This is a genomic window from Fulvivirga aurantia (assembly GCF_009711475.1).
Classification (GTDB): Bacteria; Bacteroidota; Bacteroidia; order Cytophagales; family Cyclobacteriaceae; genus Fulvivirga; species Fulvivirga aurantia.
Genome location: NZ_SMMD01000734.1, coordinates 1 through 6,829, shown reverse-complemented (window position 1 = coordinate 6,829; position 6,829 = coordinate 1). Strand labels below are relative to the sequence as shown.

The window sequence follows — 6,829 nt, the reverse complement described above, 5'->3', positions numbered from 1 at the left end:
TTTTGCATCAAGTACTTCTCTACATTCGGGTTATTATTCAATAACCAAAACAAATATGAAGTATACAGTTCTATTAGCCATTTTATGTAGCATACCATTTTATCATTATGGGCAATCGCAAAGTATAAAGGAAGACCTGGTCGAGGAAGTTCAAAACCTCATGATTGATCATTACATATTTCTTGACAAGGCCACGGAGAGCAATCAACATCTAAGCAACTTAATGAAAGCCGGTACATTTGAATCTTATCGTGATCCAGTACATTTTGCCAAAGCATTGTCAAAAGAGCTGCAAAAGATCACCAAAGATAAGCATCTGAATATTGTACCTCCACCACCTCCCCCATCAGATAGTACCGTGTCGGAAACGGATTTTATAACTCGGCATCTTCAAAACATTTCGAGGTTTAGAATGGGTGGATTTGGTAAGATCGAGTTGCTTGAAGGAAACGTGGGTTATATAGAACTTAATGGCTTTAGAAAAGAAGACATACCCAAGGTAGATGAGGTTATGAGCTTCTTCAATACAGCTGATGCACTTATTATTGACTTACGAAAAAATGGTGGCGGCAACAGTCTTGGCCTTTACCTCAGTAGCTATTTCCTAGAGGATGATGTTGCGCTTAGTGGAGTATATGAGCGAAGAACAGATACATACCGAGAACTGCATACCACGAATGTAAAAGGTGAGAAACGACTGAAAATGCCTCTATATGTTCTTACCAGTCATTTCACATTTTCGGCCGCTGAAGCTTTCTCTTATGACCTTCAAGCCCGGGGTAGAGCAATTGTAGTAGGTGAACAAACAGGAGGTGGTGCACACCCTGTAAACTTTATGAGGTTACCACACGGATACGGTGTGATGATGCCATACGCACGATCGATTAACCCAATTACCCAGACCAATTGGGAGGGTGTTGGAGTCAAACCAGATGTCTCATGTCCAAAAAATGTTGCGCTGGAAAAAGCATTATCGTTTGCATCAGAAGAAGCTAAGCAATACAGAGAAGCACCTTTTTTTGAACTCAAGGATATTTTAAATCAAGACCATATTTCTGAGACAGATCAAAATAGCATATACACAATTCTCAAGTTGATACTTTCTAGAAAGCACTTTGAGGACTTTATGATCAATGACTTAGGTTATGCTTACATCGACAATGGACAATTAAATGCAGCTTCTGCAGTTTTTAAAGCGAATACTGAAATTTTTCCTGATAACCCTAATGTACATGACAGCTATGCAGAGGTTTTGGCATTAAAAGGATCAAAAGAAGAAGCGATGAAGCAATATAAACTAGCCGTAGAGCTGGCAACAGCACAAAAAGATAAGAAACTGGCAATATACAGAGAGAATATGCACAAATTTGAGGGTTCTTTTAAGTAATACAATCTACATTTCAAGATTATTTGATGAATTATAAGTTCTCAATTTTTGATAGAAAGACCATCGGACATATTCTGTTTTGGTTGATTATATTGATCTATCACATTAGTTCTGCCTGGCCACACGAAACAAATAGGCTTTTCCTGGCAGAAAGGATGATTTCGAAAACCATCACTCAAATTATCTTGAGTTATGTGATACTCTATATGCTCATCCCTCTCATTAGAGAAAAGAAACGAAGGTTACAGTTTGCGATTTTTAGCATGTTAGCAGTGTATGGTGCGTATGTTTTGCATACTGCCATACGCTGCTTCTACCTATTACCCAAGTACCCTGAAGTGTATAGCTATCGCCCTCCATTGGTATTCGTTGAACGCATAACCAATGTCTATGCCTTTATTGGAAATATAACGGACTTAACTTTCGCAGCTATAATACTTATCGTCATAGACTATTATAGAAAGCAAAAAGAAATAGTGAGTCTTCAAGAGCAAAAACGTACTACAGAATTAAACCTACTCAAGCATCAACTAAACCCGCATTTCTTATTTAATACGCTCAATAATTTATATACACTGGCACTTAAGAAGTCGGATAAAACACCTGAAGTAATAGAGAAATTGTCTGAGATTCTCGACCATATCCTTTACCGGTGTGAAGCGAGATATGTACCATTAAGCAGCGAGATAAAGTTGATAGAAAACTATATAGCGTTAGAAAAAATAAGATATGGAAGAAGAGTAGATGTCAATTTTAATTGCAAAATAACCCAGGAAGCTAAAATAGCCCCGCTACTAATACTCACCCTAATAGAAAATGCTTTTAAACATGGGGTGTCACAAGAGATTAATTCCGCTTTTATAAACATTAAGATAGATGCTAACAAATCAAACATCACGGTGAATATTGAAAACAGTAAGCCTGAAAACAATCAAAAAATAATTGCTCAACAACGCTCCGCTATTGGCTTAACAAATATTGAAAAGCAATTGCAACTGCTTTACCCAAATGAGCATGAGCTGTCTGTTATAGATGAAAAAGAACGGTATGAGTCAAAATTAAAATTGAATAATCATGCATTATAACTGTGTCATAGTCGATGATGAAGATTTAGCTAGAGAACTAATTGCAAGTCACCTGAACAAGCTTGATGATTTTAAAATTGTGGCGAGCTGCTCGTCTGCAGTTGAAGCACACGCAGTAATACAAAAGCATGAAGTGGATTTACTATTCTTAGATATTGAAATGCCAGTATTACGAGGTAACGAATTCTATAAAGCTCTGAACAAAAAACCTAAAGTAATCTTCACCACGGCTTATAGAGAATATGCCCTGGATGGCTTTGAACTTAGCGCTATTGATTTTTTACTAAAGCCAATAGTATTCTCAAGGTTTCTATCAGCTATTGAAAAATTCAAGGCAACGGTTACACAACCGAGCCTCTTGACGAATATTGATGACACTGAGTCATATATTTATGTAAACAGCAATAAGAAAAATATCAAAATAGAGTTCGATAACATTCTTTATATCGAAAGTATTAAAGACTATCTCAAAATTCATTTGAAAAATAAACACCTCATTATAAAGCATACATTATCAGCATTTGAAGAAAAGGTAGATGCAAGATTTTTAAGAGTACACAGGTCTTTTATTGTCAATATGCACTACATATCGGCATATACGAAACATGACATTGAGATAGGAGATATAGAATTACCGATTGGTGATTCGTATAAAGAGAACGTATTCTTTAAACTGAACAATACGTAGAATGTAATCAGTCAAAAGTATAACCTACTGTTGCTAAAAATATCTGTGTCTCACGGTCTCTTCTGAAGGTCTGCTCGAAATCCGATCCGAAATTCTCTCCTGCAAAACGTCTTGAATTAAAAACATCTCGCAGAGATAAACTTACTTTTACCTTATCAAAAGAACGTTGTACACTAGCATCTACAGAGTACCTGGCCAGGTCACGTCCCTGCGCCTCAATTTCGGGTGCTTCATAATTACCCGTGATTTGGAAGTTGATCATGGCCGGCAGGTTGAAACCGGAAGTAAATTTAGTATACCATGATGTACCGCTATTGGTGAAGCCGCCATCAATATTGGTTCCATCCACTTCTGTTTTGAATAGTGAGTAGCTCACGTTTACATTCCACCAGTCGAATATCTGGGTAGTGTTGATAAGCTCTAAACCATAAGTTTTACTCACATTTAGGTTTCTTGGCCCTCTGTAAGAAATGCCATCACGAACCTCCACAATCCAATCTATCTGGCCATCTACTCTACGATAAAATAGGTTGGTGGTAAGATTTAGCTTATCATTATTAAAAATATGTCCTAATTCAAATGAGTCGATATACTCGGGTTGTAAGTTAGGATCACCCACTCTCACATTCAGTGAATCTGAAATATCCGGAAAAGGGTTTAGTCGCCACGCACTAGGTCTATCAATTCTTCGACTGTAAGTAGCTTTTACGCTGTTTTGGTCATTGAGCGCATATGAGGTTTGCACACTTGGAAAGAAATCAAGGTAACTCTGCTCATTAGTCTCATCTGTATCATAAAGTCTGGTATCTACAAATGTTTGTTCGGCACGTGTACCGACTGCAACCTTTAGATCACCGAAAGTTTGACTGTAGATAGCATAAGCTGCGTAAACTTCATCTTTATAAACGAATCGATTACTTACGTCCTCCTGATTGACAAATTCATCCGTCTGACTATTCAATATTTCATAGGTGTAATCATTATCAAACTCTCTCAAAATACTTTTTAATCCGGTTTCCAGCTTACCGTTAAAAAGTGGTTGTGCGTAATCCAGCTGAAATACAGCCGTGTTTCTCAAGTCGTCATTAAAAGAACGCTCCATGCCATTGGGCTCTCCTGCCACTACGGTTGTTCCTGAATAAATGTCTATATTTTGCTGCTCGATCTGATCTCTAACAGAATAACTCACCAAAGCCCTGAGTGACTGCTCTTTGTCGTCAAATAGTCTTTCGTAAATTAAAGCGTTATCTAAGGTGTAATTCTCTTCTATTTCATTGTTATCTCTTACATAAGCCCTGATCAGCGATCCATCATCAAGGTTTTCCAGAGTAGTCCTATTTCTCTCCAGATCATCTTCATCCTCTTTATTGAATACACCCTCATAGCTCAGTTTATTCTTACCGAAAAAATAGTCTGCGCCAAAGTTTACCGTGTGTTCCAGATCTTTACGTTCATCGGTATTATTTTGAGACAAAAATTCATTTTCAGAAAAGGTAGTTCGCTGTGATCTTGAGCTACCCACTCTGGGCCATCTTCTAAAACTATAGCCACCAAAAAGCGCATATTTTTCTGTTTTATGGCTAAGATTTAGATTAGCATTTGTTCTAAATCGACTGCCCACAGTAAGCTCAGCCTTACCTGTGGCACCCAAATCCTCACCCTGCTTAAGTTGAATGTTTATAACACCACCAGATGATTGTGCATCGTACTTAGCATTTGGGTTATTTATAATTTCTATCTTTTTTATCGCACTGGCCGGTATTTGCTCAAGATCTACCGTAATGGCCGAATTTCTACCATCTAACAAAATATTAGTCCCACTACCTCTTAAAGAAACAGAACCATCATCTGACACTCTCACTGAGGGTGTATTTCTCAATACATCCAATAAGGTACCGCCCACATTAGAAATCGTTTGATCTGGTCTTATTGCCATACCTTCCATATTTGTGGTCACAGGCTGTTTGATTTCAGTAGACTGCACGACCACCTCTTCCATCATTTTTGTAGACTCTTTAATGGCTATAGTTCCAAAATTTTTACCTGACTGCTCGATTTGAATATCTTCTATTTTATAGTCTTCGTAGCCAATATAAGATATCAGCATGTCGTATTGGCCTGATTCAATTGATAGACTAAACTTTCCATTCATATCTGAAGCAACACCTGTAAAGGGAGTTTCTTTGTCTATCTTATAAATAGCGATCTGCGCAAACGGTACAGCGTTGCCTTGCTGATCCTCAATAGCGCCAGTAATTTGCGTCTGCTGTGCCTGAAGTGTAGTAAAAGAAAAAAGTAATATTAAGGTAAGTTCTAAAAATCGTTGAAAGATCACAGTGTTAAGTATTAATTCATTAAAAGAACCGGAGATTACGGCCTCTTGTTCAATAGTTTATCCTTATGAGATCATCACCAGAACTTATGACAGCCCTATTTACTGCATAAAATTAAAGTCTAATAACTGTGACTTTTCTTTTGGCTTCAGTTATGTATTTAAACCAATTTATTTTTTGTAAATGGATGACTCACAAGAATTTCACCTCGAATTTCGCTGCCCTGTTAACCGGCAGTCACTCACGAAAATAGAAGGGCAATATCATTGCGATGAGTGCAACAAAAGAATAGTTGATTTCTCGAAATCAACTCAAAATGAGATTAGGAAAAGTATCAGCAGTTCAAAAGGCCTGTGTGGAATTTTTAAAAGCTCACAATTAAGTAAACTTTTCGTGAAATATGCGACAGCTACCTTTATCATAACCGTCTCACTAACCGATCAAAGTCTAGCCCAGGTCAAAATTGATACAACTAGTCAAACTATGTCCAACTCCATTGAAAAGAATCATTCTGATGAACTGTTCGGGATAATTGTTGAATCACAAGCCTACCCTATAGGTGGTTATGCAGCATTTTTTAAGACTTTTGCCTCTAAGTTTAAACTTCCCTCAAATCTTGATGCTCCACCGGATAGGATTTACATAAAATTTACTGTTGATACTCTTGGTAAAATGAATGAGATAGAAACTGTAAAATCATCTAGCCGATTAGTTGCGAAAGAAGTAGTTAATACATTGAAGAAAATGGATTTCCGTTTTGAACCAGCTCAGCAAAGAGGTAAAATAGTAAAATCTACAATGATAATACCTATTATAATAGACGTTAAGTAATGAATGATTCTTTCCCTAGGCACTGTAGGGGCGTTATAGCTTAGCTACTCGCAATCAAGATTCGGAATGGAAGCTCCAAGTGCCTTTGCTCGCGCCCAATCATCCATAGCTGCCTCTTTCTCGCCTATAATACATTTTACACTACCCCGGTTAAACCAGGCTTCAGCATAATTGGGACGGTAATCTATTGCTTTGTCAAAGGCTTGTATAGCATTCTGAAACTGATTGAGTGAAAAATATGAATAGCCTTTTTCGAAATGCACTTCAGCATACTCCGGGTCTAGTGATAAGGCCTTTTCATAACTCTTAATGGCTGCAAGGTTGAGATTTATTTGCGACTGACAAACACCCTTGAGGTAATACGTTTCTGGGTTTTGATTATCTATATCTATCGATTGCTGAAATTTATCAATAGCTTCCTCGTAAAATCCTTGCTGATAGGCCACATAACCACTGTCAAGCCACTGCTTAGCTGTAAGATCTTGTGACACTGCAACTGAGGCCA

The 6,829-nt window shown here is 37.5% G+C and carries 6 protein-coding genes; 4 read left to right on the top strand and 2 right to left on the bottom strand.

Features of this window, described 5'->3' with window-relative positions:
- The 3 genes from E1176_RS08630 to E1176_RS08620 all read left to right on the top strand — a co-directional run.
- Window positions 1-1,387: S41 family peptidase (locus E1176_RS08630; RefSeq protein ID WP_246205979.1), on the top strand; the 1,387-nt coding region annotated here is incomplete at its 5' end.
- Window positions 1,388-1,413: 26 nt separating this feature from the next.
- A complete protein-coding gene (locus E1176_RS08625) occupies window positions 1,414-2,472 on the top strand; it encodes a sensor histidine kinase (protein WP_155210207.1) in 1,059 nt (352 codons plus the stop codon).
- Window positions 2,462-3,160, top strand: a complete 699-nt coding sequence (locus E1176_RS08620) for a LytR/AlgR family response regulator transcription factor (RefSeq protein WP_155210206.1) — start codon at window positions 2,462-2,464, stop codon at window positions 3,158-3,160. Before E1176_RS08625 ends, E1176_RS08620 begins: the two co-directional genes overlap by 11 nt.
- 7 nt (window positions 3,161-3,167) lie before the next feature.
- Here E1176_RS08620 and E1176_RS08615 read toward each other — a convergent pair whose 3' ends face one another.
- Window positions 3,168-5,495 carry a TonB-dependent receptor gene (locus tag E1176_RS08615; protein WP_343030520.1) on the bottom strand — a complete coding sequence of 776 codons (2,328 nt, stop codon included), beginning with the start codon at window positions 5,493-5,495 and terminating at the stop codon, window positions 3,168-3,170.
- 181 nt (window positions 5,496-5,676) lie between these two features.
- On the opposite strand from E1176_RS08615, the gene E1176_RS08610 reads away from it, so the two are divergent.
- Complete coding sequence (locus E1176_RS08610) at window positions 5,677-6,324, top strand: energy transducer TonB (RefSeq protein ID WP_155210205.1); 648 nt, start codon at window positions 5,677-5,679, stop codon at window positions 6,322-6,324.
- Window positions 6,325-6,368: 44 nt separating this feature from the next.
- Here E1176_RS08610 and E1176_RS08605 read toward each other — a convergent pair.
- Window positions 6,369-6,829 (bottom strand): tetratricopeptide repeat protein (locus E1176_RS08605; protein WP_155210204.1); only part of this gene is annotated, 461 nt, incomplete at its 5' end.